This is a genomic window from Paraburkholderia ferrariae NBRC 106233, from assembly GCF_000685035.1.
In the GTDB taxonomy this organism is placed as follows: domain Bacteria; phylum Pseudomonadota; class Gammaproteobacteria; order Burkholderiales; family Burkholderiaceae; genus Paraburkholderia; species Paraburkholderia ferrariae.
In genome coordinates, this window is the sequence record NZ_BAYB01000009.1 from 87,009 (window position 1) to 112,330 (window position 25,322).

The 25,322-nt window shown below is 65.8% G+C and carries 25 protein-coding genes; 13 read left to right on the forward strand and 12 right to left on the reverse strand.

All coding sequences use genetic code 11. The annotated features are described in order from the left end of the window. Positions 1-31: 31 nt before the first annotated feature. The 5 genes from benD to catA all read right to left on the reverse strand — a co-directional run bounded on the left by benD (position 32) and on the right by catA (position 4,721). Complete coding sequence (gene benD / locus BFE01S_RS10950; protein ID WP_245621082.1) at positions 32-826, reverse strand: benzoate diol dehydrogenase BenD; 795 nt, start codon at positions 824-826, stop codon at positions 32-34. A 2-nt stretch (positions 827-828) separates the two neighbouring features. Then, a complete protein-coding gene (gene benC / locus BFE01S_RS10955) occupies positions 829-1,851 on the reverse strand; it encodes a benzoate 1,2-dioxygenase electron transfer component BenC (protein ID WP_028225521.1) in 1,023 nt (340 codons plus the stop codon). A 40-nt stretch (positions 1,852-1,891) separates the two neighbouring features. Beyond that, positions 1,892-2,380: a benzoate 1,2-dioxygenase small subunit gene (benB, locus tag BFE01S_RS10960; RefSeq protein WP_028225522.1), complete on the reverse strand. Its 489-nt coding sequence runs from the start codon at positions 2,378-2,380 to the stop codon at positions 1,892-1,894. Continuing rightward, on the reverse strand, positions 2,377-3,735 hold the full coding sequence (locus BFE01S_RS10965; protein WP_028225523.1) for a Rieske 2Fe-2S domain-containing protein: 1,359 nt from the start codon (positions 3,733-3,735) through the stop codon (positions 2,377-2,379). The genes benB and BFE01S_RS10965 overlap by 4 nt, the downstream gene beginning before the upstream one ends. A 65-nt stretch (positions 3,736-3,800) precedes the next feature. Next, on the reverse strand, positions 3,801-4,721 hold the full coding sequence (catA, locus tag BFE01S_RS10970) for a catechol 1,2-dioxygenase (RefSeq protein ID WP_028225524.1): 921 nt from the start codon (positions 4,719-4,721) through the stop codon (positions 3,801-3,803). 246 nt (positions 4,722-4,967) lie between these two features. On the opposite strand from catA, the gene BFE01S_RS10975 reads away from it, so the two are divergent. The 4 genes from BFE01S_RS10975 (at position 4,968) to BFE01S_RS10990 (ending at position 8,834) form a co-directional block, all read left to right on the forward strand. Further along, positions 4,968-5,885: a LysR family transcriptional regulator gene (locus tag BFE01S_RS10975; protein ID WP_028225525.1), complete on the forward strand. Its 918-nt coding sequence runs from the start codon at positions 4,968-4,970 to the stop codon at positions 5,883-5,885. A 124-nt stretch (positions 5,886-6,009) separates the two neighbouring features. Then, positions 6,010-7,155 carry a muconate/chloromuconate family cycloisomerase gene (locus tag BFE01S_RS10980; protein ID WP_028225526.1) on the forward strand — a complete coding sequence of 382 codons (1,146 nt, stop codon included), beginning with the start codon at positions 6,010-6,012 and terminating at the stop codon, positions 7,153-7,155. Between the two features lie 36 nt (positions 7,156-7,191). Next, positions 7,192-7,470, forward strand: a complete 279-nt coding sequence (catC, locus tag BFE01S_RS10985) for a muconolactone Delta-isomerase (protein ID WP_028225527.1) — start codon at positions 7,192-7,194, stop codon at positions 7,468-7,470. A gap of 254 nt (positions 7,471-7,724) precedes the next feature. After that, on the forward strand, positions 7,725-8,834 hold the full coding sequence (locus BFE01S_RS10990; protein WP_028225528.1) for a branched-chain amino acid aminotransferase: 1,110 nt from the start codon (positions 7,725-7,727) through the stop codon (positions 8,832-8,834). Between the two features lie 69 nt (positions 8,835-8,903). Here the strand turns inward: BFE01S_RS10990 and BFE01S_RS10995 are convergent, their stop codons facing one another. Together BFE01S_RS10995 and BFE01S_RS11000 are read right to left on the reverse strand one after the other, a co-directional pair. Beyond that, complete coding sequence (locus BFE01S_RS10995; protein ID WP_028225529.1) at positions 8,904-10,241, reverse strand: type II toxin-antitoxin system HipA family toxin; 1,338 nt, start codon at positions 10,239-10,241, stop codon at positions 8,904-8,906. A 3-nt stretch (positions 10,242-10,244) separates the two neighbouring features. Continuing rightward, positions 10,245-10,508, reverse strand: a complete 264-nt coding sequence (locus tag BFE01S_RS11000) for a helix-turn-helix domain-containing protein (protein WP_028225530.1) — start codon at positions 10,506-10,508, stop codon at positions 10,245-10,247. Between the two features lie 498 nt (positions 10,509-11,006). On the opposite strand from BFE01S_RS11000, the gene BFE01S_RS11005 reads away from it, so the two are divergent. The 4 genes from BFE01S_RS11005 (at position 11,007) to BFE01S_RS11020 (ending at position 14,189) form a co-directional block, all read left to right on the forward strand. Continuing rightward, the gene (locus BFE01S_RS11005) at positions 11,007-12,167 is read left to right on the forward strand and encodes a porin (protein ID WP_028225531.1); all 1,161 of its coding nucleotides are present in this window, start codon (positions 11,007-11,009) and stop codon (positions 12,165-12,167) included. Positions 12,168-12,344: 177 nt separating this feature from the next. Then, a complete protein-coding gene (gene lepB / locus BFE01S_RS11010; protein WP_028225532.1) occupies positions 12,345-13,031 on the forward strand; it encodes a signal peptidase I in 687 nt (228 codons plus the stop codon). 17 nt (positions 13,032-13,048) lie between these two features. Then, positions 13,049-13,552 (forward strand): ASCH domain-containing protein, encoded by a 504-nt coding sequence (locus BFE01S_RS38285; RefSeq protein ID WP_052420860.1) that lies wholly within the window; start codon positions 13,049-13,051, stop codon positions 13,550-13,552. Positions 13,553-13,595: 43 nt separating this feature from the next. Then, the gene (locus BFE01S_RS11020) at positions 13,596-14,189 is read left to right on the forward strand and encodes a histidine phosphatase family protein (RefSeq protein WP_042337492.1); all 594 of its coding nucleotides are present in this window, start codon (positions 13,596-13,598) and stop codon (positions 14,187-14,189) included. Here the strand turns inward: BFE01S_RS11020 and BFE01S_RS11025 are convergent. The 4 genes from BFE01S_RS11025 to BFE01S_RS11040 all read right to left on the reverse strand — a co-directional run bounded on the left by BFE01S_RS11025 (position 14,186) and on the right by BFE01S_RS11040 (position 19,608). Further along, a complete protein-coding gene (locus tag BFE01S_RS11025) occupies positions 14,186-15,577 on the reverse strand; it encodes an LLM class flavin-dependent oxidoreductase (protein ID WP_028225534.1) in 1,392 nt (463 codons plus the stop codon). The genes BFE01S_RS11020 and BFE01S_RS11025 overlap by 4 nt on opposite strands. Beyond that, on the reverse strand, positions 15,577-16,830 hold the full coding sequence (locus tag BFE01S_RS11030; protein WP_028225535.1) for an SfnB family sulfur acquisition oxidoreductase: 1,254 nt from the start codon (positions 16,828-16,830) through the stop codon (positions 15,577-15,579). The genes BFE01S_RS11025 and BFE01S_RS11030 overlap by 1 nt, the downstream gene beginning before the upstream one ends. 3 nt (positions 16,831-16,833) lie before the next feature. After that, entirely contained in the window at positions 16,834-18,084 is a 1,251-nt protein-coding gene (locus tag BFE01S_RS11035; protein ID WP_028225536.1) for an SfnB family sulfur acquisition oxidoreductase, read from the reverse strand. Between the two features lie 192 nt (positions 18,085-18,276). Beyond that, positions 18,277-19,608, reverse strand: coding sequence for an LLM class flavin-dependent oxidoreductase (locus BFE01S_RS11040; RefSeq protein ID WP_028225537.1), 1,332 nt, complete (start codon positions 19,606-19,608; stop codon positions 18,277-18,279). Positions 19,609-19,876: 268 nt separating this feature from the next. On the opposite strand from BFE01S_RS11040, the gene BFE01S_RS11045 reads away from it, so the two are divergent. Both BFE01S_RS11045 and BFE01S_RS11050 read left to right on the forward strand, forming a co-directional pair. Continuing rightward, entirely contained in the window at positions 19,877-20,710 is an 834-nt protein-coding gene (locus BFE01S_RS11045; protein WP_042337493.1) for a MetQ/NlpA family lipoprotein, read from the forward strand. Between the two features lie 201 nt (positions 20,711-20,911). Further along, positions 20,912-21,247 carry a DUF4148 domain-containing protein gene (locus BFE01S_RS11050; protein WP_028225539.1) on the forward strand — a complete coding sequence of 112 codons (336 nt, stop codon included), beginning with the start codon at positions 20,912-20,914 and terminating at the stop codon, positions 21,245-21,247. Positions 21,248-21,274: 27 nt separating this feature from the next. Here the strand turns inward: BFE01S_RS11050 and BFE01S_RS11055 are convergent, their stop codons facing one another. After that, on the reverse strand, positions 21,275-22,162 hold the full coding sequence (locus BFE01S_RS11055; RefSeq protein WP_028225540.1) for a LysR family transcriptional regulator: 888 nt from the start codon (positions 22,160-22,162) through the stop codon (positions 21,275-21,277). A 214-nt stretch (positions 22,163-22,376) separates the two neighbouring features. Between BFE01S_RS11055 and BFE01S_RS11060 the strand changes: the two genes are divergently transcribed. The 3 genes from BFE01S_RS11060 (at position 22,377) to BFE01S_RS11070 (ending at position 25,290) form a co-directional block, all read left to right on the forward strand. Then, positions 22,377-23,123 carry an SDR family NAD(P)-dependent oxidoreductase gene (locus BFE01S_RS11060; protein WP_028225541.1) on the forward strand — a complete coding sequence of 249 codons (747 nt, stop codon included), beginning with the start codon at positions 22,377-22,379 and terminating at the stop codon, positions 23,121-23,123. Between the two features lie 78 nt (positions 23,124-23,201). Further along, positions 23,202-24,302, forward strand: coding sequence for an alkene reductase (locus BFE01S_RS11065; RefSeq protein ID WP_028225542.1), 1,101 nt, complete (start codon positions 23,202-23,204; stop codon positions 24,300-24,302). Positions 24,303-24,543: 241 nt separating this feature from the next. Further along, positions 24,544-25,290 (forward strand): SDR family NAD(P)-dependent oxidoreductase, encoded by a 747-nt coding sequence (locus BFE01S_RS11070; protein WP_028225543.1) that lies wholly within the window; start codon positions 24,544-24,546, stop codon positions 25,288-25,290. Positions 25,291-25,322 lie beyond the last annotated feature (32 nt).

The following is a 25,322-nucleotide window of genomic DNA, read 5'->3' on the forward strand; positions in this document are numbered from 1 at the left end:
CCCGGAAATTTCAACGGCCGGCGCCGGCGAGTCAGCCGTTGTCGCCGCCGGCCACCGGCAATACGGCGCCCGTGATGTAGCTGGCCTCGTCCGAGGCGAGAAAGAGGATGGGCGCCACCTGTTCGTCAAGCGTGCCGTAGCGCTTGACGAAGGTCGATTCCGTGACCTGCTGCACGGCTTCGTTCATCCAGGCCTTTTCCTGTTCGCTATCGCCCGCGGCATTGCGGGGGACGCGCCGCGGCGGCGCGCTGGTGCCGCCCGGTGCGCTGGCCACCACGCGAATATTGTGCTGTGCGTATTCCATCGCGAGCGACTGGGTCAAGGAATTGACGCCGCCCTTGGCCGCCGAATACGGCACGCGCCGAATACCGCGCGTGGCATTCGACGATAGATTGACGATCGTGCCGCCCCCGCGCCGGAGCATATGCGGCAGCACAGCGTGACAGGTATAGAGCGTGGGCATCAACGAGCGGCGAATCTCCGCGTCGATCTGTGCCGGCTCGAATTCGGCGAACGGGCGCATGCGGATGGCGCCGCCCACGCCGTTGATCAGGATGTCGATGCCGCCGAACCGCTCGACCGCAAACGCCATGGCCGCCTGCGCGCCTTCGTACGTCTCCAGGTCGGCGACGAATCCGGCCGTGGCCGCACCCTGCGCTTCGGCGGCCACCTCGGCCACGAAATCCGCCCTGTCGACGAGGACGACCTGGCCGCCCTCGGCTGCCGCCCGCAGCGCTACGCCACGGCCGATACCCTGCGCGGCGCCCGTGACCACGATGACCTTGCCCGCGAATCGTTGCGGGAATCGTTGCATAAGTCGTTGCATGATCATGCCGCCCTGGCGACGACGTTCGGGGTGAACTTCTCGTAATGGAAGCTGTTCGGCTGCATGCCTTCGTCGTCGAAGTACTTCCGTACGGCATCGACCATCGGCGGCGGACCGCAGAGGTAGACATCGACGTCGCCATCGTTCAGGGCATCGGCGGGGATGTGCTGCGTGACCCAGCCCTTGCGCGGATGCGTCGAGTCCTCGTGCGCCACGACGGTAGCAAAGCTGAAGTTCGGCAGCTTCGCCGTGTAGGCCTCGATCGCCTCGACCTGCACGAGATCGAGATCCCGCGTGACGCCGTAGATCAGATGCACCTTCTGTTGCGGCGCCGTGCGCGCCAGCACCTTGAGCATCGAAAGGAACGGTGCGAGCCCCGTGCCGCCGGCGAGGAACAGGAGCGGCCGCTGCGCGTCGCGCAGGTAGAAGCTGCCAAGCGGCCCGTGCAGGTCCAGCTTGTCGCCGGGCCGGGCCGCTTCCAGCCAGTGGCTCATCACGCCGCCCGGAATCTTCTTGATCAGAAAGCTGATCTTCGTTTCGCCGGGCGCCGACGAAAACGAATACGAACGGTGCTGGCCACTGCCCGGCACGTCGATATTCACGTACTGACCAGGCAGGAAGACCGGGGCCGTTGCGTCCACATCGAGTTCGAGCACCACGGCCGCGTCGTTGTGCGGCTCGACTTTCGCCACGGTGGCAACGAAGCGGCTCTGCTCCGTCTTGCACGCGGTGGACGAGGTGGGAACCGCGATCACGCAATCGCTTTGCGGCACCATCTGGCAGGTCAGCACGAGCCCACCCGCTTTCTCGTCCTCGCTCAGGGCGTCTTCGATGTAATCGTCGCCCAGATCGTAGCGCCCGCTTTCGGCGCGGCACTTGCAGGTGCCGCACACGCCATCGGAACAATCCACGGGAAGGTTGATCCTCGCCCGAAACGCGGCATCGAGCACCTTCTCCCCCGCCTTGCAGTCGATGAAGCGGGTGACGCCGTCCTCGAAATTCAACGCAACCTTGAAACTGGACATGGAAATCTCCTCCCCTGCTTTTAATACGGAATGCAGAACATCAAACGTGATAGACGTCGAGAACCTGGCGGATATAGTCGTTCTTCAAAACGATCTTCTTGTATGAGATCAGCAGGTCTTCGCCCGCCCGGCGCAGCGTCACGAACATCGTGCCGAAGAAGTGATCGGTCACGCGGTAACGGTGATTGAGCGTGTGGAAGTTGTAGCGTACGTCCACTTCGTCGCCGCGCTCCGCCAGCACTTCCACGTTCGTGACGTTGTGGCTGGTGCGCGGCTCGGGCGTCGAAGCCCCGCTGCGCTCGGTCTTGATGCGGAACACGCGATCTTCCAGGCCGCCGCGGTCCGGGTAGTACATCAGCGAGATCTGGCTGTCGTGGTCATGGGTGATCTGGTCGTCGTCGTCCCATGCCGGCATCCAGTAGGTGACGTCTTCCGCATAGCACGCAAGCCACGCGTCCCACTGGCGGTCGTCGAGCAGGCGTGCCTCTCGATACAGCGCGGCACAGACACGCGTATAGTCGAAGCTCATGCCCGTGCCTCCCCGCTTTCCTTCTTGAGCGCATCGCGCATCACGCGCACCCAGTATTCGTGCTGGCACACGAACAGCCCTTCGTCTTCGCTGCGCTCGCCCGAAATGAGCGGCTTCAGCCCCATCTTCTGCGCGTTCTCATCCGGGCCTTCGATCCACAGGGGCGCGCCGCGCGAGAGGTCGTTCCACATCGCCGTGATGCCCGCGTAGCCCGACTGGCAGGCGCGGAACTCTTCGAGGTCGTCCGCCGTGCCCATGCCGGTGACGTTGAAGAAGTCCTCGTATTGGCGAATGCGCGTGGTGCGATCCGCGGCGCTCTCGCCCTTCGGCGCGAAGCAGAAAATGGAAACTTCGGTCTTGTCCACGCTGATCGGCCGCACCACGCGAATCTGCGTGCTGAACTGGTCCATCAGGAACACGTTCGGATACAGGCAGAGGTTGCGCGTCTGGTTCACGATGAAGCCGGCCTTCGCCTCGCCCACGCGTGCCGTGATTTCGTCGCGATGGCGGTAGACCGGCCGCACGTCGGGATTCATCGTGTTGGTCCACAGGAGAATGTGGCCGTGCTCGAAGCCATAGACGCCCGCCACGGACTTGCTCCAGCTATTGGCGTCCACTGCCTGGGTGCCGTCTTCCTTGCGCCGCCCCATCGTCGCGGCGTAGTTCCAGTGCACGGTGCTGACGTGATAGCCGTCGCAGCCGTTCTCCATCTGCATCTTCCAGTTGCCTTCGTAGACATAGGAAGAGTTGCCGCGCACCACCTCCAGCCCCTCGGGCGCCTGATCGACGATCTGGTCGATGATCACCCGCGCTTCGCCCAGGTAGTCTTCCAGCGGCATGACATCGGCATTGAGACTCCCGAACAGGAAGCCGCGATAGTTCTGGAATCGCGCGACTTTCTTCAGGTCGTGCGATCCGTGGGTGTTGAACTGCACCGGATATTCAGTGGTTTTCTCGTCCTTCACCTTCAGCAGCTTGCCGGTATTGGAGAAGGTCCAGCCGTGGAAGGGACACGTGAAGCTGCCCTTGTTGCCGTGCTTGCGCCGGCACAGCATCGCGCCCTTGTGCGCGCAGGCGTTGATGACGGCATGCAGTTCGCCGGTCTTGTCGCGCGTGATGACCACCGGCTGGCGGCCGATCCACGTGGTGTAGTAGTCGTTGTTCTCGCTGACCTGGCTCTCGTGCGCCAGGTACACCCAGTTGCTCTCGAAGATGTGCTTCATTTCGAGGTCGAACAGGCTGGCGTTCGTGAAGATGTCGCGGCGGCAACGGTACACACCCGCTTGCCTGTCGTCCTGCACGGCGGTGGCCAGCAGGTGTTCCAGTTCGTTGCTTTGGTCGATGATGGCGGACATGTTTGCTCTCCCCAGGCGCGAACCGGGCCCTGCCCGGAAGTCGCGCACCGGTATCGAATGATGCTTCAGGCCGCGGCGCGGACGCGCCCGACTTCGGCGGCCGGCGCGGTGTCGCGCTCGGCGTTGAGGCGGAAATCGAAATCGATCGAGGCGAACGGCTTGTCCACGCCGCGCTGCTTCAACAGATCGGCCGATGCGACGTGCTCGATGGGCGGCACGAGCCCTTCGCGGCTCGCGAATGCGAAGTCGTCCCAGAGGTAGGCATCGCCGTCGATGTTGATCTGCGTGGTCAGCTTGCGGTGGCCCGGCGCCGAAACGAAGAAGTGGATATGCGCGGGGCGCTGGCCGTGGCGGCCGAGCTTGTCGAGCAGGCGCTGCGTCGTGCCCTCGGGCGGGCAGCCGTAGCCCACCGGCACGATGCTGCGGAACTGGTAGCGGCCGTCCTGATCGGTCACGATCGTGCGGCGCAGATTGAAGTGCGGCTGCGTCTTGTCGAAGAACGAGTAGTTGCCGAGCGTGTTGGCGTGCCAGACCTCCACCTGCGCGCCGGACAGCGGCTTGCCGTGGCCGTCGTACACCGTGCCCTGCATGAAGAGCAATTCGCCCTTGCCGTCTTCGCTGCCGTCGTCGAGACGCGCATAGCCCACGCTCTTCGGCGCACCCGCCACATAGAGCGGGCCCTCGATCGTGCGCGGCGTGCCGCCCGTCAAGCCGGCCTTCGCTTCGGCTTCGTCCATGCGGATGTCGAGGAAGCGTTCGAGTCCGAGGCCCGCGGCCAGCAGGCCGAGTTCCTGGGTGGCACCCGCTTCGGAGAGGTACTCGATGCCCTTCCACACTTCGGTAGGCGTGAGATCGAGGTCTTCGATGGCCTTGAAGAGGTCGGTGGCGAGACGTACGACCACCTGCTGAACGCGGGGATCGATTTCGCCTTTGGCGGTATCGACGACGAACCCTTTTACGAGGGTTTCGATTTCTGCGTGCTTCATTGTCTGCTCCTATGCTCTGATCACGGAACCTCGCGCGCACTGGGGGACGAGCGTGGGATAAGCGCGCTGTTTCCCAGGTGCCGCCGCCGCGTGAACGGCTCCTTGCCTGCTTGGGGCGAGGGGCTTTCTTTCATGCCCAGAAGGTATAATGAGATGCGGCTGAGGACGTGGCTGAAGCATAGTTGGCGCCGAATCGGCGCGTCCAACACTGATTTAGTATCGAGACAATATCTCCAGGGTATGAACATCGAACTTCGACATTTGCGCTACTTCGTGGCCGTGGCCGAAGAACGCAACTTCACGCGCGCCGCCCAGCGGCTGCATATCGCGCAGCCGCCGCTCTCCCGCCAGATCCAGCAACTCGAAGAGGCGCTGGGCGTGCAGTTGTTCGAGCGCAACTCCCGGCCGCTCAAGCTCACCGACACCGGCCGTTTCTTCTATTCGCACGCGGTGCAACTGCTCGCGCAGACCGCCGAACTCGAATCGATGACGCGGCGCGTGGGCAAGATCGAGCGCAGCCTTTCGGTGGGGTTCGTGGGCTCGACGCTGTATGGCCTGCTGCCGAAGATCATTCGCCGCTTTCGTCAGGAGAATGGCGCCGTCGAACTGAGCCTGCACGAGATGTCCACGATGGACCAGATCCAGGCGCTCAAGGAGGGGCGCATCGACGTGGGCTTCGGACGCATCCGGCTGGAAGACCCGAGCATCCGGCGCGTGGTGCTGCGCGAGGAGCGCATGATCGTGGCGCTGCCGATCGGCCATCCGCTCATCGACGCCAAACCCGTGCTCGCGCTTACCGACCTCGTGAGCGAAACCCTCATCATCTTCCCGAAGGCGCCGCGCCCGAGCTACGCGGACCAGGTGCTGGCAGCCTTCCACGACCGTTCGCTCAAGCCGGCGCACCTCTACGAAACGCGTGAGCTGCAGATTGCGCTCGGGCTCGTCGCGGCGGGCGAAGGCATCTCGATCGTGCCGAGCAGCGTGCACGGGCTGCGGCGCAGCGATGTCATCTACAAGGACCTGGACGACCCGCGGCTCGTTTCGCCGATCATCATGAGCATGCGCATGCTCGACGAGTCGGAGGATCTCACGCGCATGCTCGAACTGATCTACCGGCTTTACACCGAGGAACAGATGGAGTTCATTGCGCCGGCGGCGCCGTGAGGGATGCGTTGAAGAGGATCGGCTCAATACTCTCAAGGTATTGAATCAGACATTATCGGTGTTGGACATCGCCCGCTGAGGCCACGCATACTGCGTTCACATCATCCAACGGTATCTTCCGGGTATGAACGCAACCGTCAGCTCCATTGAGGCGATCCTCGTCGATCTGCCGACCATCCGCCCCCACCAGCTCGCGATGGCGACCATGCAGCAGCAAACGCTCGTGGTCGTCAAACTCCTGTCCAGCGACGGCGTGGTGGGTATCGGCGAAGCCACCACCATCGGCGGCCTTGCCTACGGCGACGAGAGTCCCGAGGGCATCAAGCTCACCATCGACACCTATCTGGCCCCCGCCCTCGTGGGCACGGACGCGACCAACGTGCACGCCGCCATGGCGAAGCTGAACAAGGTGGCGCGCGGCAACCGCTTTGCGAAGTGCGCGCTCGAAACGGCGCTGCTCGATGCGCAGGGCAAGCGCCTGAACGTGCCGCTCGCCACGCTGCTGGGCGGCGCGGTGCGCACTGCGCTGCCTGCGCTGTGGACGCTTGCGAGCGGCGACACCGGCCGCGACATCGACGAAGCCGAGCGCCTGCTGGCCGAACGCCGCCACGACACCTTCAAGCTCAAGATCGGCCGGCGCAGCGTGCGCGACGACGTGGCCCACGTCGCGGCAATCAAGCGCGCGCTCGGCGAACGCGCGCGCGTGACCGTGGACGTGAACCAGGCCTGGAACGAAGCCGAGGCGGCAACCGGCATCGCCCTGCTGGAAGATGCGGGGATCGACCTCGTCGAGCAGCCTGTGCCGCGCGAGCAACGCGCGGCGCTCGCGCGGCTCGCGGCACGTTTCGTAGTCCCGATCATGGCCGACGAAACGCTGATGGGCCCCGAGGACGCAATCGATCTCGTGCGCGGCGCCTGTGCCGATGTGTTCGCGCTGAAGATCATGAAATCGGGCGGCCTGTACGGCACCCTGCGCACGGCCGCCGTGGGCGACGCGGCGGGCATGGCGCTCTACGGCGGCACGATGCTCGAAGGCAGCGTGGGCACGCTGGCGGCCGCGCATGTTTTCGCCACGCTGCCGCAACTCGCATGGGGCACCGAACTGTTCGGGCCGCTGCTGGTGAAGGACGACATCGTGACCGAACGGCCCGTGTACCGCGACTTCTGCCTGCACCTGCCCACTGGCCCGGGCCTCGGCATCGCGATCGACGAGGACAAGCTCGCGCACTATCGCCGCGATGCCTCGCGCAAGTCCGTGGCGCTCGCCTGAGTTTTCCCAACCTTCTTTGCCGGAACTCCACCACCCATGCTCTTTCTCGTCAGAATGGACGTGCATCTGCCCGCGGACCTGCCCGCGGCGCAGGCCGATGAAATCAAGGCGCGCGAAAAGGTCTACTCGCAGGAACTGCAGCGCTCGGGCAAGTGGCAGGCGCTCTACCGGATCGTGGGCGAATACGCGAACTACAGCGTGTTCGACGTCGAATCGAACGACGAACTGCACATGCTGCTCTCGGCGCTGCCGCTCTTCCCCTATATGAAGCTGCACGTCACGCCGCTCGCGAAACATCCTTCGTCGATTCGCTGATCGCGCCCCGCTGCCAGGCGGACACAAAGCGGGAAAAATGCGGGGACCAATGTGGGCACACGCGCGGAACAAGCGCGGACACAAACGCGCGCACAAAACAGGGGCCCAAAACGGGGCCGCATTGACCTCCCACGGCCCCGTTTTGCGGCTCAACCGCCTTCCAGGCCCCAGCCCGCCGGAAAATCTGCACCAAACCTCAAAAAAGACCGAAAATACGCAGGCAGCCGCAATCAACAACCGCGAGACACCGAAACATGAGCACTAGCAGTCGCCTGGCATTCTCCGTCGAACAGCACCCCAACCCCACGCCTGCCGCCCAGATCGCCGAGCGCCTCGAAAGCCCGGTCTTCGGCCGCGTGTTTACCGACCACATGGTCACGATCCGCTGGAGCGAAGGGCGCGGCTGGCACGACGCCAAGGTCGAGGCACGCCGTCCGTTCCAGATCGACCCGGCCTGCGCGGTCCTCCACTACGCCCAGGAAATTTTCGAAGGCATGAAGGCGTATCGCCGCGAAGACGGCTCGATCGCCCTGTTCCGCCCGCAGGAAAACGCGAAGCGTTTTCGCGCCTCGGCGGCACGCATGTCGATGGCGGATCTGCCCGAAGAACTCTTCATGCAGGCGATCGAAGCGCTTGTCGACACCGACCAGGCGTGGGTTCCCGGCGGCGACGGCAGCCTCTACATTCGCCCGTTCATGTTCGCGACCGAGAGCTTCCTCGGCGTGCGCGCCTCGTCGGAGTACGTGTTCTGCGTGATCGCTTGCCCGGTCGGCCCGTACTTCAAGCCGGGCAAGTCGGCAGTGACGGTGTGGGTGTCGGACCAGTACACGCGCGCGGCGCCCGGCGGCACGGGCGCGGCCAAGTGCGGCGGCAACTACGCGGCCAGCCTGATCGCGCAAACCGAAGCTTCGAGCAAGGGCTGCGACCAGGTGGTCTTCCTCGACGCGGCCCAGCACCGCTGGATCGAGGAACTGGGCGGCATGAACGTGTTCTTCGTGATGGACGACGGCTCGCTCGTCACGCCGCCGCTCTCGGGCACGATCCTGCCCGGCATCACGCGCGCGTCGATCATCGAACTGGCGCGCAAGGAAGGCATCGAGGTCAAGGAAGCGCCCGTTGCCTTCGACGCGTGGCGCGACGACGCCGCCAGCGGCCGTGTGAAGGAAAGCTTCGCGTGCGGCACGGCGGCCGTGGTCACGGCCATCGGCCAGGTGCGTCACGCGGACGGCGAATTCACCATTGGTGACGGTGGCGAAGGCGAAGTCACGCGCCGCATCCGCACCCTGCTCACCGGCATTCAGCGCGGCAAGGTGGCCGATCCGTCGAACTGGGTCTGGAAGGTGGAATCGGGCAAGAAGGCGTAAGCGCCGGTCCGGTTTTGTCCAAGAGCGGGGCGCACTCAGGTGCGCCCCGTTTTTTTTGCCGCGTTTTTATCACGCCCCTGCCGCAAGCCGCTCCGCCGACACTCGCAGCCCCTCGAAAAGGCGCGCGGCGACCCGCTCCGGAAAACCGGCGGGCAACGCCTTGCCCACCGCTTCGATCACGGCGGGCGTGCGCTCGATGAAACGCATGACGAGCGGCCCGGCGTCGTCGCCGTAATGGCACAGCCGCGCGGTGGCGTCGAAGTGGGTGCGCTTCACGTCCCGCATGCGGTAATGGCGGCCCCGGCCCCACACCGCCATGACGAGCGTCGCCTTGTGCCAGGACCACTGGTTGCCGCCGTCGCCCTCCACGGGCCAGATGGACATCACGTCGTAGAGCGGCGCGAGCTGGAAGCGGCCGCCCGGCAGCAGGCGCAGGCTGAAGTTTTTTGCGTGGCCATCGGGCGCGGCCAGCATCCAGAAAGCGATCTGCGCGCCGAGAAAGGTTTCGATGTCTTGCAGGGGCCGCTGCGATTGCCGCAGAATGCCCGCGATTTCGCGCATGCCCGGGCCGCCCTGCGACTCGTATTTGCGATGCGGCGGCACGCCCAGGGCCTGGCAAAAATCCTCCTGGGGCAGACGCAATAGCGCGCCGCGCGTGGACCATGCGCGGTCGAAACGCTCGACGCTCAGCACTTTCTGCGCGCCGAACGTTTCGATGCGGGCTTCGGAAACCGGCAGCCCGTAGGCGCGCAGCACCGCGAGGCAAAGCCATTCGTTTTCGACCGAGGTCTGGAAATCGACCTTGCGGTGGCCGATCAGGCCAAGCGGCAGCTTGAGGATGTGCGTGGTCGGCGTGGCGCCGTGCGGCAGGTGCCACTGGCCTTCGTGGTACAGCAGCGCGGTCTTTTCCTGCGCGCCCGCAAGCGAAATGCGCAGTTCGCCGGCCTCGTCGTCCCCGGCTTCGCCGCCCGGCAGCGTGCCGGCGGTTTCGAGCAGCAGGCGTTCGATCGCGGCCTCGGAGAGCGGCGTGCCGTCGATGGCCTCGACGTTTGCCGGCACCTCGTCCTCATCGAGCAGTTGCACGGCGCCTACGCAATCGCGCCCGATTGCCTTGAGCAGGTCGAACGCTTCCACGGTCTCGGTGCGAAAGCGCGTTGCAATGCGCCGGCGGATCTGCGGGCTGTCGGGCAACAGGTTGTCGAAGTAGTTGTGCACGCGCTCGCCGCGCAGCGGCCGCGCGCCGATGCCGAACGGCAGCGAGAGCGACAAGGGCCGCCCCACGGCCGATTGCTTCCAGCCGGCGTCGTAATGCAGTTCCATGTCGCCGCCGGCCGGCAGGACCCAGGCGCCCACCCGTTCGCCGTTGGCCCAGACGGAAAGTGCGCGCGAATGCGATCGACGGCCCATGCGCTACCACTCCTGGATTTCGATGCCGGGGCTGTTTTCCGCCCCCGTGCCGCGCGGCTGGACACACAATTCAAGGCCGTAGAGCGCAAAAAGCGCGAGCATCTGATCGAATGAAAGGCTGGCGGTGCCGACAGTCTCGAGCGCGGAGAGCCGCGGCTGGCCAATGCCGATGCGTGCCGCCGCCTGGGCCTGGGTCATCCCCTGAGCCTTTCTGGCCGACTGCAGGATCTCGCCAAGCGCTGCCGGCGTATGGACGATGATTTTCATGAAATATTCCCGTGACGCATAAACCCAGTTTATGCCTGTTGACGATAATTTGTCAATATCGCTCACAAGCATAAAACATGAATATCGGCGAGAGGAATATCCAGTGGTGCGGCAGCGTGCACGCCCACCCGCCTTCGCCGCCCCTCTCACGTTGCAATGCACAAATTCCCGCATTAGTCGAGTGTCTAAAATGGAATGTTTTTTTGGCGCCACGCCTGCGCCAATTTCAACGCGATTTTTATTTTCTACACAATAAGATTCCCTCATCGCAATTCGCCGCATTGCACACGATCTGTCCCACGCGGCTCAGTCGCGATCCCCTTTGCCCAAGAGCAGTGGGGATCTGCGGGTATTGCGTCGCGAGCAATAATGGCCGGGAATTAATTCCATTTCCGAATGCCGAATAAATTTCTTTCGAATAAATTACACCCGCCTTTATTGCCGGTGAATAGCGAAATAAATCAACAGATCACCGCCCATACCCGGAGTTTAAAAAGCATGAAAAAAAGCCTGATCGCCCTCGCACTCGGTAGCGTTTTCGCGGTTTCCGCGCATGCGCAAAGCAGCGTCACCCTCTACGGCCTCATCGATACGGGCCTCGTCTACACGAACAACCAGCAGGGTCACTCCAACATCCAGATGAACACCAGCTCCACGCAGAACACGGTGTTCGGCCTGAAGGGCACGGAAGATCTCGGCGGCGGCCTGAAGACGGTCTTCAAGCTGGAGCAAGGTTTCCTGCTCAACAACGGCCAGCAAGCGTTCTCGGGCGACGGCTTCGGCTCGCAAGCCTGGGTCGGCCTGCAAAGCGATCCGTACGGCACGCTCACGTTCGGCCGCCAGTTCGACGTGATGAACGACCTCGTCGGCCCGCTCACGGCCGGCTCGAACACGTGGGGCGGCAACATGGCTGCGCACCCGTTCGAGAACGACAACCTCGCGGCCAACTCGGTGGTGGTCAACGACACCGTCAAGTACACGAGCCCGGTGTGGTATGGCGTGACGGTCGAAACGATGTACGCGTTCAGCAACAAGGCCGGCGACTTCGCGAACAACCGCTCGTACGGCTTCGCGCTCGGCTACTCGCAAGGCCCGATCAACCTCGCCGCCGGCTACCTGCAGTTCAACAACGCCGGCAGCGGCGGCGGCGCGATCACCACGGGCGACACGAGCGCGAACTTCCTCGCGCAGCGCCAGCGCATCTGGTCGCTCGGCGGCAACTACACGTACGGCCCGGCCACGGTCGGCCTCGTGTGGAGCCATACGCAGCTCGACAACGTGGGCGGCGTGTACTCGTTCGGCACCGGCACCTATCTCGGCGCAGCCGATCCTTCGTCGGGCTCGCTCGACGGCTCGCTGCGCCTCGACAACTTCGAGGTCAACGCCAAGTACGCGATCACCCAGGCGTGGAGCGTTTCGGGTGCCTACACGTACACGCACGGTGCGTACAACGGTGCGTCGCCGGGCTGGAACACGGCGATGCTGCAAACGGACTACGCCCTCAGCAAGCGCACCGACTTCTACCTCGAAGGCGTGTACGAGAACGTGCACGGCGCGCCGGCCGACTCGGTGCTCTCGCATGCGATGATCAACACGCTCTCGCCGTCCGCCACCAACACCCAGGTCGCCGTGACGGTGGGCATGCGCCACGCGTTCTGAGCGCAGGCGGCCACGCCTTGCACCTGTGCGGCATCGCGCACGCCCGAAGACCGGGCGCGGCGCGATGCCGTTTTCCATTTCTGCCGACGTTTGTGCGCAATCGGGCCGCCGTAGGTATATAGTCGCCATTCCGGTCGCCCCCGCGACGCATGGCGCCCAGGCGCCGAGACAATCCGTATGAAAATCCTCACCCGGCTCTGGAAAGAAAACAAAGGCCTCGTTGCATTTCTGCTGCTCATGACGGTGTTTCGCAGCGCCGTCGCCGACTGGAACGTCGTGCCGAGCGGCTCGATGCTGCCCACCATCCGCCTGGGCGACCGCATCTTCGTGGACAAGATGGCCTACGACCTGCGCGTGCCGCTCACGCATATCCGCATTGCGCATCTGGGCGACCCGCAGCGCGGCGATATCGTGACCATCGATTCGTCCGCTGCCCACGAACTGCTCGTCAAGCGCGTGATCGGCGTGCCGGGCGACCGGGTCGCGCTGCGCGACAACGTGCTTTACGTGAACGGCGTGCCCGCGAACTACCGGCCCGAAGGCACCAACCTGCTCGCGAGCGACGCCAGTTCGACCGGCGAATACTTCGCCGAACGCTTCGACGGCGTGACGCATACCGTGCGGCTCTCGCCCGACGCACCCAGCCCGCGCAGCTCGTTCGGCCCCGTTGTCGTGCCCGCGGGACAGTATCTGATGCTCGGCGACAATCGCGACAACAGCGCGGATTCGCGCTACTTCGGCTTCTTCCCGCGCAACGAGATCATGGGCCGCACGCGCAGCGTGGCCTTCTCGCTCGACCCCGCCCGCCACTACGCGCCGCGTTTCGACCGTTTCGGCAAGCCGCTCGACGCCCCGTTCGGTTGAGCGTTTCGCCAACCTCCATGAACGACCCCGACCAGCAAGCCCAACTCGTCGCACGCCTGCGCGAGCGCGGCGTCGATCTGACCGGCGCGCCTGTGCGCATGACCGGGTTCGGCGACTCGGCCGAACTCTCCGCCTCGCTCATCGCGCTCATCCAGGCCGGCGCCAAGCGCGCGACCTGCAGCCTGCAGGACTCCTGGACGTTCGACGGCGAACGGCTTCCCGTTGCGGGCGACTTCGAGATCGTGATGGATTTCGGCGGACGGCCCGTGCTGGTGCTGCGCACGACCGAGGTCCGCATTACGGCCTTCCAGGACGTACCGGCCGCGTTCGCCATTGCGGAGGGCGAAGGCGATCTCTCGCTCGACTCCTGGCGCCGCGAGCATTGGCGCTTCTTTCTGCACGAATGCGCGCGCGTCGGCCGCACGGCGACGCAGGACATGCCGCTCGTGTGCGAGTGGTTCGAAGTCGTGGCCGTGCTGAATCCGGACGACGACGGGTCCGCGATCCTCGCCCAGCCGTAGCGGCGCCGCCCCACCGATGTCGCCCCTACCTTCGGAGCGCCCCATGTCATCGACTCCCGCGAACCCGGCCACCGCGCTGCACGAAGCCTGGCTGATCCGCCACGGCGAAACCGAATGGAGCCTCTCGGGCCAGCACACCGGCAGCACGGACATTGCGCTCACGGAGCACGGCCGCGCCCAGGCGCGCGCGCTCGCGCCGCGCCTGGCCACGCAGCCGTTCGACGCGGTCTGGTCGAGCCCGATGGTCCGCGCGATCGAAACGTGCGAACTCGCGGGCCTCGGCAGCCAGCGCGTAACGCTGCCCGATCTGCGCGAATGGAACTACGGGATCTACGAGGGGCGCACCACGCGCGAGATTCGCGCGAGCGTGCCCGACTGGAGCGTCTGGCACTCGCCGGTGCCGCAAGGCGAAAGCCTGCTCGACGTCGAAGCGCGCGCCGAAGCAGTGGTGGCGCGCCTGCTCGCCGCCAGCGGACGCGTCGCCATCTTCTCGCACGCGCATTTCCTGCGCGCGCTCGCGGGCTGCTGGATGGGCGACGCAGCGGCCCTCGGCGCTCACCTCTATCTCGACACAGCCTCGATCAGCGTCCTCGGCTTCGACCACGAAGCTCGCGCGATCCGGCGCTGGAACAGCTAGGTCCGCTCCTGGACAACGGGGACTTCCGCCGCCTGCCGGAACGATGCGCCCGCGTGACGCGAAGGCAGCGTGTCGCCTTCGCCGAAGAGCTTCTGCCGGAGCGTGCCGGGCGCGTAGGCGGTCTTGTAGAGACCGCGATCCTGCAACTCCGGCACGATCAGATCGACGAAGTCTTCATAGCTCTCGGGCACCACGGTGCGGCTGAGATTGAAGCCGTCCACATCGGCTTCGTCGATCCAGGCCTGCAGTTCGTCGGCCACCTGCGCCGCGCTGCCGACGATCGCCGGATAGCGCCCACCCAGTTCGAACATTTCCAGCAGTGTGCGGCGCGTCCAGCCATGCTGCTTCGCCGTGCGCGTGGCCGATTCGATCGCATTGCCGGGGGTGTAATCGACGGGCGCATCGAGATCGTATTGCGCGTAGTCGATGCCGGTGCTCGCCGCGAAATGCGCAAGGCCCGCTTCGCGGCTCGCGTACTGGCGATAGTCGGCATATTTCTCGCGCGCCTCGTGTTCGGTTGCACCCGCAACGACTGCGGCACCCACGAACACCTTCACGTCGTCCGGACGGCGTCCCGCGCGCACGAGTTGCTCGCGCAGTGCGCGTACCGTCTCGCGGCCCACCTGGCGATTCGGCGGGGAGATGAACACGCATTCCGCATGGCGCGCCGCGAAGCGTTGCCCGCGCCCCGAACTGCCGGCCTGGAACAGCACCGGCGTGCGCTGCGGCGAAGGCTCGGCAAGGTGATAGCCGTCTACGTCGTAGTAGCGCCCCGCGTGCCGCACGCGATGCAGCTTCGCCGGGTCCGCGAAAACACGCGCGGCCTTGTCGCGCAGCACCGCGCCCTCTTCCCAGCTCCCTTCCCACAGCTTGTAGAGCACGTCGAGGTATTCGTCGGCGCGGTCGTAGCGCTCGTCGTGCGGCAACTGCTCCGAAAGCCCCATCGCACGCGCGGCGCTGTCCAGATAGCCCGTGACGATGTTCCAGCCAATGCGCCCGTCGGTCAGATGATCGAGCGTCGAGAAGCGGCGCGCGAGCAGATACGGCTGCTCGTAGGTCAGATTGACCGTCACGCCGAAGCCCAGATGCTGGGTGACCGCGGCCATGGCGGGCACGAGCAGCGTGGGATCGTTGACGGGCAACTGGATCGACTCGCGCAGCGTCACGTCCACGTCGCGCCGGTACACGTCGTACACGCCGACGATATCCGCGAGAAACAGCCCGTCGAACAGGCCGCGTTCCAGCGTGCGCGCGAGATCGGTCCAGTAGGCGAGCTTGCGGTAGTCGGTCGAGCGGTCGCGCGGATGCGTCCAGAGACCGTGATTGATGTGCCCCACGCAATTCATGTTGAATGCGTTGAGCAGAACGGACTTCTTCGTCTTCGTCATCAGAGCGCTCCGTGCCGCGGCGGCAGCGTGTCGTTCAGCCAGAAATTGCCGACTGCGTGGTACTTCCAGCGCACCGGGTCGTGCAGCGTGTGCGTGCGGGCATTGCGCCAGAAACGGTCGAGCCCGAGGCCATCGAGCGTCGCGGCCGTGCCGGCGAGTTCGAAAAGGCGCGTGCCGGCGTCGAGCGAGATCGTGGTGGTAAGCGCGCGCGCCTCCGCAACGGCAATCGACGCCTCGGCTACCGAGCGCTCATTGGGCGCGGCCTGCACCGCATCGACGTAGCGGCCCGCGCGGCGCACCAGCGCTTCGGCGGCGCGCAGCCGCACCGCGAGGTCGCCGAATTGCGCGAGCGTGAGCGGATCGTCGGCGGCGCGCTCGACCTTCGCGTCGATCCACGGACGCGAGCGCTCCCGCACGAACTGCAAGGCGGCCTGAAACGCGCCGCGCGCGATCCCCAGATCGATTGCCGCGTGAATGATCTGCGCGAGCGGTCCGATGGTGGTGGGCTTTTCGAACGATGCGAGAAACGGCACCACCCATTCGGGTTCGACCCGCACGCCATCGAACGCGACCGAGCCGCTGCCTGTCACGCGCTGGCCAAAGCCGTCCCAATCGTCGGTGATGGTCACGCCCGACGCGTGGCGCGGCACGAACGCGAGGTACGTGACGTCGCGCCCCGCCTCCTCCGCCACGACGAGCGTGGGAATCCAGTGCGCGTACAGCGCCCCCGTGCAGTAGAACTTGCGGCCGTCGATGCGCAGGCCCAGTGCGTCGCGTGTGAGCCGCGTGCGGCGCTTGAAGTCCTTGTGGCCGATTTCGGCGAGCGCGTTGCCGAAGCGCTCGCCCGCCAGCACGCGGTCGTAGAAGAAACGCTGCTGCTCGACGCTGCCGCCCACGCGCAGCACTTCGAGCGCATAGAAGTGATTTTGCGGAATCTGGCCGAGCGAGCCGTCGGCGGCCGAGATAATCGCCGTGACTTCGGCAAGCGTCGCGCTCGAAACGCCGGGGCCGCCGAACGCGCGCGGTACCGTGATCGCCCACAGGCCGCTCGCGACGAAGGCGTCGAGTTCGGCCCACGGCAGCCGCCGTTCGCGGTCGCGCAGCGCGGCGTCGCGGGCGAAGTCGGCGGCAACGCGCCGCGCGGTCTCGATGGCCGCGGCGTCGTCGGCAAGGCGAGCGGGTGCGCTGGGCGGCGCCGCGGCCGACACGTGCGTCACCGCATCGCGCGCCGCCAGAGAAAGTTCGTCGCTCATCGTTCAGTTCCAGGAGTGCCGTGCCGGCAAGACATGATTCAGGTGATAGTTGCCGAGCAGATGCAGCTTCCAGCGCACGGGGTCGTGCAGCGTATGCGTGCGGGCATTGCGCCAGTGCCGGTCGAGGTTGTGCGCGGCGCGCGTGGAAGCCGAGCCCGCGAGTTCGAAGAGCTTTTCGCTCGCTTCGAGGGCAATCCGAGTCGTGAGGATCTTCGCTTGCGCCACGGCGACCGAGGCGCACGCACTGGCTTCGGCATCCAGGGGGGCCGCCGCCAGCGCGTCGAGCGTATGGCCCGCTTCGAGCAGGACTTCGTGCGCGGCGTGCAGATCGATATGCAGGCGCCCCACGTCGGCAATGATGTACGGGTCGTCGGCCGCCCGCGCGACGCCGGAGTCGATCCAGGGACGCGCATGCTCACGCACGAAGCGCACGGCCTCGGCCACCGCCGCTTCGGCAATGCCCTGATCGATTGCGGCCTGGATCAGCTGCGAGGTCGGGCCGTACAGGCCGGGATTCCCGGCGAGCTGCCAGATCGGCAGCACGTCTTCCGGATCGACCGCCACGTTATCGAAGCGGACCGTGCCGCTTGCTGTCGTTCGTTGTCCGAATGAAGACCAGTCGTCGATAACGGTCAGGCCTGGCGCATCGCGCGGCACCCATACCTGGACGGCACGGCCCTCGTCGTCCACGGCGCGCGACGGCACACGGTGAGCGAACAGCGCGCCCGTGGAATAGAAACGCTCGCCGTTCAGGCGCAGGCCGTCCGCGGTGGCCGCGAGCCGCGTGGTGCCCTGCAGGATCGTGGCCGAGGTTGCCGAGCGGCGTTCGGGCCCGGCGTTGCCGAGCCGCTGCCCGGCCAGCACTTCGCCGTAGAAGCGTTGCTTCTGTGCGGGACTGCCGATCTCGCGCAACACGCCCAGCACGCCAAAATGGTTTTGCGGAATCTGGCCGAATGCCGGATCGGCAGCACAGAGGATGGCGAACACTTCGGCGAGCGTAGCGTACGACACATCGGCGCCACCGTATTCGCGCGGCACCGTGATGGCGCCGAGGCCGCTTTCCGACCACAGGTCGAGGGCGTCCCACGGGAGGATGCGTTCGCGGTCCCGCCGGGATGCGCCGGGCGCGACGGCGTCGGCCAGGACGCGCGCCGCGGCGAGGGCTTCGGCGTCGTTGCCGATGCGCTTCACGCGCGCGGGATCGGGAGGTTGCGGCAGGCGAGCTGCCGCATGAGGCGTTTCGGAAGTCTGCATTACGATTCGAACAGGCCGGTTTGCTTCCCGTTCGTTCGTCGTCGCGGGGCCACCGGCCGTCATCGTGTGACAACCGGCGCCGCTGCGCCGAACGGGTCCAGTCGCCCATTGAAACAGCGCAGACAGCGAATCCCTACCAGTAAATATGCCTTTGCATATGAGCTTTATTGCTATGCAGCGTGTGCCGGCGCATTACCGCGCAGGAAAGAACCGGTTCGCGGGCCGCGGCAGCCCCAGATGCTCGCGCAAGGTCGAACCCGTGTATTCGCGGCGGAAGATGCCGCGCCGCTGCAGTTCCGGCACCACCTTCGCGGTGAAGTCGTCGAGCCCCTGCGGCAGGAACGGGAACATGATATTGAAGCCGTCGCTGCCCTCTTCCACGAGCCACTGCTCCATTTCGTCGGCAATCGACTTCGCCGTGCCCACCATCTGCAATCCCGAGTAGCCGCCTACCCGCTGCGCCAGTTGCCGGACCGTCAGCCCTTCCTCGCGCGCCCAATCGACAATACGCTGGCGCGCCGACTGGCTGGCGTTGGACTCGGGAATCTCCGGCAGCGGCCCATCGGGGTCGAAGCCCGACGCGTCGTGACCGAGGGCGATGGAAAGCGAAGCGATGCCGCTGTCGTAGTGAACGAAGGTATCCAGCAGCGCCCGCTTTTCGCGCGCCTCGTCGAGCGAATCGCCCACCACCACGAAAGCGCCCGGCAGGATCTTCAGGTGATCGCGCGCGCGGCCGAGCGGCTCGAGCTGCGCTTTCACGTCTGCGTAGAAGCGCTTGCCCGCCTCGAGGTTAGGCTGCGCCGTGAACACGGCCTCGGCGGTTTGCGCCGCCAGTTGCCGCCCGGCCTCCGACGACCCGGCCTGCACGACCACCGGCCAGCCCTGCGGCGGCCGTGCGATGTTCAGCGGCCCGCGCACCGAGAGATGCTCGCCGCGATGCGCCAGCACGTGCAGCTTCGCCGGATCGAAATAGTCGCCGCTCTCCACGTCGCGAACGAATGCGTCGTCGTCCCAGCTATCCCAAAGGCCCGTTACCACGTCGAAGAATTCGCGAGCGCGCCGGTAGCGGTCGTCGTGCTCCATATGCTCTTCGAGGCCGAAATTCAAGGCCGCATCCGGGTTCGAAGTCGTCACGAGATTCCAGCCGGCGCGCCCGCCGCTCAGGTGGTCGAGCGACGCGAAGCGGCGTGCCACGTGGTACGGCGCGTCGAAGGTGGTCGAGGCGGTGGCGACGAGGCCGATCTTCTCCGTCACCGCGGCGAGCGCCGAGAGCAGCGTGAAGGGCTCGAACGACGTGGCCGTATGGCTGCGGCGCAGCGCCTGCACCGGCATGTTCAGCACCGCCAGATGGTCGGCCATGAAGAAGGCGTCGAAGCGGGCCGCTTCGAGCGTCTGCGCAAGACGCTTGATGTGCGCGAAATTGAAGTTTGCGTCGGGCCACGCGCCGGGAAAGCGCCAAGCGCCGGTGTGCAGGCTGACGGGGCGCATGAACGCGCCAAGATGCAATTGACGGGTGCGGGTCATGGTTCGGGCAGTGGAAAAACGGAGCCCCTACCATACGCCGGTTCTTCGATCGGCGCAGAATCCCAACGCATTGTGTGCCTATGCACAGGTTCCGGCCTTTTCACCCGTTGGAATAAGCATTTCACCCAGCGCCGTTCGCGCTCTGTCGTTCACAAAAGCAGTGCATATCACCGTGCCGCGCATAACCATAGCGCCCGAAATTGGTTGTCGCGACAGCGGGCCATTCCCTAGCATCGGCACATCTTCAACCCGTGGAATGGTGTATCGAATGAACCAGAACAAAAGAAAATGGCTTGCAACGCTGCTGGCTTCGGGGGTCCTTGCCGCAGGGTTCGGCAGCGCGCAGCGGGCGGTTGCCGCGGAGCAGACAGTACGTGTGGGCATCATGTCGGGCGAAGACGAGGACGTGTGGCGCGTGGTGGCCGCGAATGCCGCGAAGCACGGCCTCACCGTGAAAGTGACGACGTTCTCCGACTACACGCAGCCCAACGAAGCGCTCTCCGAACACGATCTGGACGCCAACTCGTTCCAGCACAAGCCCTATCTCGATGCACAGATCAAGGCGCGCAACTATGCGATCGTGCCGGTGGGCTACACCTATGTCCAGCCTATCGGGCTTTATTCGGTCAAGGTGAAGTCGGTGGCCGACCTGCCGCACGGGGCGATCATCGGCGTGCCGAACGATCCTAGCAACGAAGGCCGCGCGCTTCTGCTGCTGCAGGCACAGGGTCTCATCACCTTGCGCAGCGACGTGGGGCTGCTGCCCACCGCGCGCGACATCGCGAAGAATCCCAAGGACATCAAGATCAAGGAACTCGACGCGGGCATTGTCGGCCGTGCGATCGGCGACCTCGACGCCGCCGTGGTCAACACCGACTGGGCCATCAAGGCCGGCATCCGCATTCCGGATCAGCGCATCGCGCAAGAGGCCGTGGGCAGCAATCCGTACCGCAACTTCATCGCGGTCAACGCGAAGGACGAAACAGCCCCGTGGGTGAAAGCGCTGGTGCAAAGCTATCAGCAACCCAACGTAGCCGCGGAAATCCTCACCGTTTATCACGGCGCCACGCTGCCGGCCTGGCAGGGCGCGCGACAGCAGTAAGCTCGACGGGGGCATGACCAATCGCCGCGATTGATCTGCTCAATTGACCGATCAATTCGTGGCAATCGCGCGTCGATTGTCAGTTTCATCCGAATACTGATGTCGAAGCGCGCCTCTTTATCGAGCGCGCGCCGCTTTCTAGACTTGGCTCACGCTGCGAACGAAATCGTTCGCCCTTCTACCGAAATACGTGAGTCCATCATGAAATCGATCATCAAGCTTGCTCTTGCCACGGCCGCTGCCGTTACTTTGGCCGCACCGCTTGCCGCCACCGCGCAGGAAAACCAGCCGCTCACGCGCGCCCAGGTGCGCGCGCAACTCGTCGAACTCGAACAGGCCGGCTACCGGCCTTCGCTCGGCTTCGACCCCTACTATCCCGACGACATCCAGGCCGCCGAGCGCAAGGTCGCGGCACAACACGCAGCGCAAGCCCAGCAAGGAGGCTTCGGCGGCGTGGCCAACGGCACGTCGCAGGCTGGCGCGCGCGGCGACACGGCGGTGAGCTCGTATTCGCCGCCGATCAGCGTGGCACGCTAAAAACCGGGGAACCGGGACACCTGCCGCTCAAGCGGAAGGCTGCGCTACTTCATCGAGCCGCGACAGAAAGAGCTGCAACGTAGGCGAGGTATTCGCGCGGTTGTATCCGACCACGAGGTCGATGGTGGGTGCCTCGCCTTCCAGCGGGCGGCTGACGACCGACCACGGCAGCAGGTTGTTTGCATACTCCGGCATAAGTGCCAGCCCGCGCGTGGAAGCGACGAGCGACATGGCCATGGCGAGATTGTCCACGCCATGTTCGGGGGTAACCGCCACGTTGTTGGCCTCCAGGTAGGCGGCGATCACGTCGTGCAGCACGCGCGCCTTGTTCGACGCCATGACGAACGGCTCGCCGGCAAAGTCCCCGGGGCCGATGGCGGCCCGCGCAGTGAGCCGGTGGTCGCTCGGCATCAGGACGACGAGTTTCTCGCGGTACACCACCCGGTATTCGAGGTCGTAGCCCGGTTCGGCGCGCAGGAAACCCAGGTCGAGCTTGCCGCGGGCGAGCGCATCGGCCAGGTCGGGCGAGTAGTAGCTCGACACCGTCACGTCGATGTTCGGCAGTTCGTCGCGCAGAACCTGCATCGCACGCGGAAGCCACGTCATTTCCTGCCCGGTGAGGAAGCCGAGCGCGAACACCTTGCGTTCGGGCAGCGCCGCGCGGCGCGCCGCCTCGGCGGCCGCATCGACCTGCGCGAGCGCGAGCCGGGCATGGTCGAGAAAGGCCTTGCCGGCGGCAGTCAGTTCGACACCGCGCGCGCTGCGGCTGAACAGCTCCACGCCCACTTGATCCTCCAGGTCGCGAATCTGGCGGCTCAAGGAAGGCTGCGACGTATAGAGCCGCTGCTCCGCCGCGACGGTCAGGCTGCCCGTTTCCGCCACCGCCACGAAATACCGCAGATGCCGCAACTCCATCGCGCCCTCCTTGTGTCCCATGCCTCGCAGGTATGCCGGCAAGCCTACAAAGTCTTTTTCGTCCGCGCAAGCGGCAACTAGAGTACGGCACATGGCAGCACGCACGGCACGACAGGCAGAACCGCTGTTCCGTGCGAGCGCACCCGGTCATACCGCGCAGCGATGGCGCGCAGGCATGCCCGGCCCCTCCCACCGATTCATCAGGAGATTCGTCATGTCCCAGCTCACCGGCAAGACCGCGCTCGTCACGGGCGCCTCGCGCGGCATCGGCCGCGCCATCGCGCTCTCGCTCGCCCGTGCCGGCGCCCAGGTGCTCGTGCACTACGGCAATGCCGAAGAGGCCGCCGACGCAGTCGTTGCCGAAATTCGCGCCGCCGGCGGCAAGGCCCAGAAAGTAGCCGCCAACCTGCGCGACGCCGACGGCCCGCATCAGTTGGCAAAGCGCGTGCGGGCGATCGTCGGCGACCGGCTGGACATCCTCGTGGCCAACGCGGGCGTTTCGAAGTCGGCGCCGATCGAGGCAACGAGCGTCGAGGACTTCAACCAGCTTTTCGCCGTGAACGTGCGGGCGCCGTACTTCCTCGTGCAACAACTCCTGCCCACCATGTGCAAGGGCAGCAGCATCGTCCTGCTTTCCTCGCTGGCCGTGCGCACGGCCGTCGGCGCGATTTCGGCGTATGCCGCCAGCAAGGGCGCCGTGGACACGCTCGTCAAGCACTTCGCCGCGGCGCTCGGCCCGCGCGGCATCCGCGTGAACGCCGTGGCCCCGGGCGTGGTGGCCACCGATATGTCGAGCTTCACGAAGACCGAAGCGGGCCGCGAAACGGCACTCGGCATGCAGGCCTTCAAGCGCATCGCCCAGCCGGACGACATTGCCGAAGCGGTTGCGTTCCTCGCCTCCGACGCGGCCCGCTGGGTGACCGGCGACACGCTGCGCATCGACGGCGGTTCGCGTCTCTGATTCCCGATTTCACGCTTTCTTTACGGTAAAAACCTTCCCATTTATTTCGCATTGCGAATTACATTCCGGAGCATTGCAATGACCACCCTCTTCACCCCTGTCAAGATCGGCGCCTATGCCCTTTCGCACCGCGTCGCGCTCGCACCGCTCACCCGCATGCGCTCGGAAACGGGCGACATCCCCGGCGACCTGATGGTCGAGTACTACGCCCAGCGTGCCAGCGAAGGCGGCCTGCTCATCGCCGAAGCGACGCCCGTTTCGGTACGCGGCAACGGCTACCAGGGCGCACCCGGCATCTATGCCGACGAACAGATCGCAGGCTGGAAGCGCGTCGTCGATGCCGTCCACGCAAAGGGCGCGCGCATCGTCCTGCAGCTTTTCCATGCGGGCCGCCAGTCGCATCGCGACCTGCAGCCCGGCGGTGCCGCACCGCTTGCGCCTTCTGCGATCCCGTTCGAAGGCATGGCCCACACGAAAGACGGCTGGCAACCCGCCACGCCTCCGCGCGAGATGACGCTCGAAGACATCGCCACCGCTATCGAGGAATTCCGCGAGGGCGCGGTACGGGCGAAAGCAGCGGGCTTCGACGGCGTTGAGATCCACGGCGCCAACGGCTACCTCGTGGACCAGTTTCTCCAGGACGGCTCGAACCATCGCACCGATGCCTACGGCGGCCCGGTGGAGAACCGCGTGCGCTTCCTGGCGGAAGTGACGGCCGCCGCCGTATCCGTTTTCGGCACCGACCGCGTGGGCGTGCGCCTCGCGCCAGGCGGCACGTTCGGCGGCATGTCGGACAGCGACCCGGCCCGCACCTTCGCCCATGCGGCGCGCGAGCTGGACGCATTCGGCCTCGCCTGGCTGCACGTGATCGAACCGCGCGTGGCAGGCAGCCAGGAGGTGACGGAAGGGGCCCACGCCGTTGCCGCCCGCGATCTGCGGGCGCACTTCCACGGCCCGATCATCGCCGCCGGTGGCTTCTCGCCCGAATCTGCCGCGGCTATCGTCGCGGCGGGCGAAGCGGACCTCGTGGCATTCGGGCGCCATTTCATCGCCAACCCCGACCTGCCGCATCGCATCCGCCATGGCCTGCCGCTCAACGCGTATGACCGCAGCACGTTCTATGGCGGCGATCACCGCGGCTACACCGACTATCCGGCTGTGAGCGCTGTGGCCGCCTGAGCCCGACCCGCGCCCCGCGCGCCCAGCCAGGGTCGCCATGCCCACCGGGGATGGCGGCCCTGGCGCGTCTCGCTCACAGGGGTAGTACAGGGGCAGGCAGTGCCGCCGCGGTCATGCCTTGCAAGCATGCCCACCCACTTACAAAGTCTTTTTCCTTCGCCCTCGCGGCCACTAAATTAGTTTCCAGCAGCAGACATTCACCGGCCCCTTACGCCGAACCCAACCTCTCAGGAGAAAGATCATGTCGAAGCTCAACGGAAAGACGGCCCTCGTTACCGGCGCCTCGCGCGGCATCGGGCGGGCAAGCGCACTCGCGCTCGCCCAGGCCGGCGCATACGTGCTGGTTCACTACAACAGCGGCGCAGCGGCCGCCGATGAAGTTGTCGAAGCCATCCGCGCAGCCGGCGGCCGCGCCGACAAGGTGCAGGCCGACATGAGCGCCGCCGACGGCCCCGCTATCCTCGCGGCCCGCGCGCGGGAGATCGTGGGCGAACGGCTCGACGTGGTGGTGGCCAACGCCGGCATCGCGAAGGAACTGAGCATTCAGGACACCACGGTTGCCGACTTCGACGAACTCTTCGCCGTCAACGTGCGCGCACCGTATTTCCTCGTACAGCAGTTGCTGCCGGTGCTGGTCGCGGGCAGCAGTGTCGTGCTGCTCTCGTCGCTGGCCGCGCATGCGTCGGTGGGGCAACTGAGCGCGTACGCCGCGACCAAGGGCGCCATCGATACGCTCGTGCTCCACTTCGCCGCCGCGCTGGGCGAACGCGGCATTCGCGTGAACGCTGTCGCGCCGGGCGTGGTGGCTACCGATATGTCCGCCTTTGCGCGCACCGACGAAGGCCGCGACTTCACCCTCGGCCTGCAGGCGCTCAAGCGCGTGGCGAACGCGCAGGACATTGCCGATGCCGTCGCCTTCCTGGCCTCCGACGACGCCCGCTGGATCACCGGCGACACGCTGCGCGTGGACGGCGGCTCGAAGCTCTAAGGCCATACCTGCCGGATCCGAAACCAGAATCT